Here is a 2145-nt window from a genome sequence, read left to right as displayed (position 1 = left end):
CATCGCGACCCGACGACATCACTGGATCCTGTTGAAGAGACGTTCAACGATATTTGGACCCGGTAGGCGCACGGGCGGAAACAGATTGGCTTATTGCGGTTACTCTTCGGACGGATGTTGGCCCAGGCCACCACTCCTGTGCGATCGTTACGGAGATGCTTCTTGCCATCCGGCCATGCAACTGCGGCAATGGACTACACCGTCATCCTGCTCTGATTTAGCGGCTGGACATAGCTCGTTAGTCCGCGGCAGCTTCGGCTCGCGATTGGCTTGACAGCCCGACACCACGCGTCCCGGAGTTACGCCAACAATGCGGTTGAAGAGTCGCGTGACGTCACCTTGATCGCTGAAGCTGCACTCCACCGACGCATCTGTGGCCATCACGCAGCTTTGAATAGCGATAGGCTGCTCCACGAAACGCCTGGTGCGGTGTCGCTCCCAGCGAGCACCGGAAGCCACTGCGAGAAATGACCCACTGATAGGCCGCACTCCCGCACCAACTCCTTAGACGACACACCACCGAGGTTGGCGAGACGAGATTCCTTTGAGCGTCGCTCGTGCCATGGCGCGACCATCCGGACCGGCCTCGACACTGGCCGCATGCATTCACAAGTCTGAGCGATGCACCCCGACCGTGAGCATGACGCACTCGATAGGCAACCCGTCAGCTGGGTCGGGATGCATAAGGGCGGACAGCACCAAACTCCCGAGGTTGGCAATCCTGATTGCGTTAACGCCCGCTCGCGCTTACAGCTCTGGTCGCACATGCGTAGCGCATCGGCGATGGCGTCCAGCGCTGCACGCTGCAGATAAAATCCTCTTTCCGAGCACGGCGAGAATTCTCACACGGGTGGTCGCCGGCCATCATCCAGCTATTCGCGATTGGGACAATCACGGAAGCGTCAAGCGATGAGGAAACGCATCTTCCCGTTGAATCGAGCCACCCATGTTCTACAAGCAGCGGTCAACCTAAATATGCTCGGCGCATTCATTTTTTTCCCGCTGCCGTTGCAGCGCGACTCCGCTGGCTTTTATGCCGCGCCTCCAGGCCAGGGGCGTAATCAGACCCGGATTCCCAAGCACTCTACCGGACAAGTACTCACCCGAGTGGTCTTGGGTTGTGAAAACTATCGCGACTTGAAGCCTCGGTCCCAACATTTTTTCCGCTGGGTGGCTGTGAACCTGCCCGTCTGGTCATGTACGCGACTCGCGTTCAGCACTGGAGACCGATCGCGCAATTGCTGTTGCCGCACCCGCATGCGACGCTTTCTCGGCTCGTCGCTCGTAGTCGTCGGCGAGAGCCCTAAGCTGGGCGGCGATCGCTCGGTCGGTCATGGTTTGGACAGCGCGGAGCAAGCTCTGTGCTATTTGTCGGTATTCCCTGCCTCGTTGTGAAATCTGGGAAGTCATCAAGCCCTCGCTCGGTTCTCTGGCGCCTGGTCTAAAGCGAGAAGCCAGGATAGCCAATTGCCATCACTCGCCCGGCGAGCTCTGAAGCGATTGACGCACTTCTTGGAGCATAGAGGGGTTCGCCACGAATAGTGCCGGACGAGTCCAAACTTGCGATCACAAACTGCGCATCGTGTGGCTCTGCCAGATCCAACGCTCTCGTTACCAGGGGTGCCTGTGTCCATGGGAGTTCTCGATTGAAATGAGTACCCGCACACCCCCGGAAGCAGCCAAGGAGTGTGCGGGCATTGGCAACTTAGCCGATCGAGCTGGTGTTCGACTGCGCGAGCAGCTGCGTGACGGCAGCGGCACCACCCGCACCGAAGACGCTGGAGCCGCCCTGAGCCACACCGACCTGCGTGGCAGAGTTCGCCTGCGCAACGATGTTGTTGGACAGATTGCTCAGGTCGAAGAACCCTCCAGACACGGCGTCGAGTTCCATATCGATCAGTTCACACGCTTCAATCATGACTTCCCTCCTCTGATATCTGTGACTTAGCCGATCGAGCTGGTGTTCGACTGCGCGAGCAGCTGCGTGACGGCAGCGGCACCACCGGCACCGAAGACGCTGGAGCCGCCCTGAGCCACACCAACCTGCGTGGCATTGTTCGCCTGCGCGACGATGTTGTTGGACAGATTGCTCAGGTCGAAGAACCCTCCAGACACGGCGTCGAGTTCCATATCGATCAGTTCACA

General features: G+C 59.1%; 2 protein-coding genes and 1 pseudogene. All 3 read right to left on the bottom strand.

The genetic code is table 11. From position 1 onward, the window contains the following. Positions 1-21: 21 nt before the first annotated feature. Positions 22-128, bottom strand: a pseudogene (locus JQ627_RS39505) (IS5/IS1182 family transposase); the annotation flags it as partial. A 1577-nt stretch (positions 129-1705) separates the two neighbouring features. Beyond that, a complete protein-coding gene (locus tag JQ627_RS38845; RefSeq protein WP_028146191.1) occupies positions 1706-1918 on the bottom strand; it encodes a hypothetical protein in 213 nt (70 codons plus the stop codon). A gap of 26 nt (positions 1919-1944) precedes the next feature. Next, the coding region (locus tag JQ627_RS38840) for a hypothetical protein (protein ID WP_212489592.1) at positions 1945-2145 on the bottom strand (201 nt) is incomplete at its 5' end.

Origin of the sequence: Bradyrhizobium liaoningense, assembly GCF_018130785.1 — a bacterium.
GTDB lineage: Bacteria > Pseudomonadota > Alphaproteobacteria > Rhizobiales > Xanthobacteraceae > Bradyrhizobium > Bradyrhizobium liaoningense_A.
This window is presented reverse-complemented; position numbering and strand designations above follow the sequence as displayed.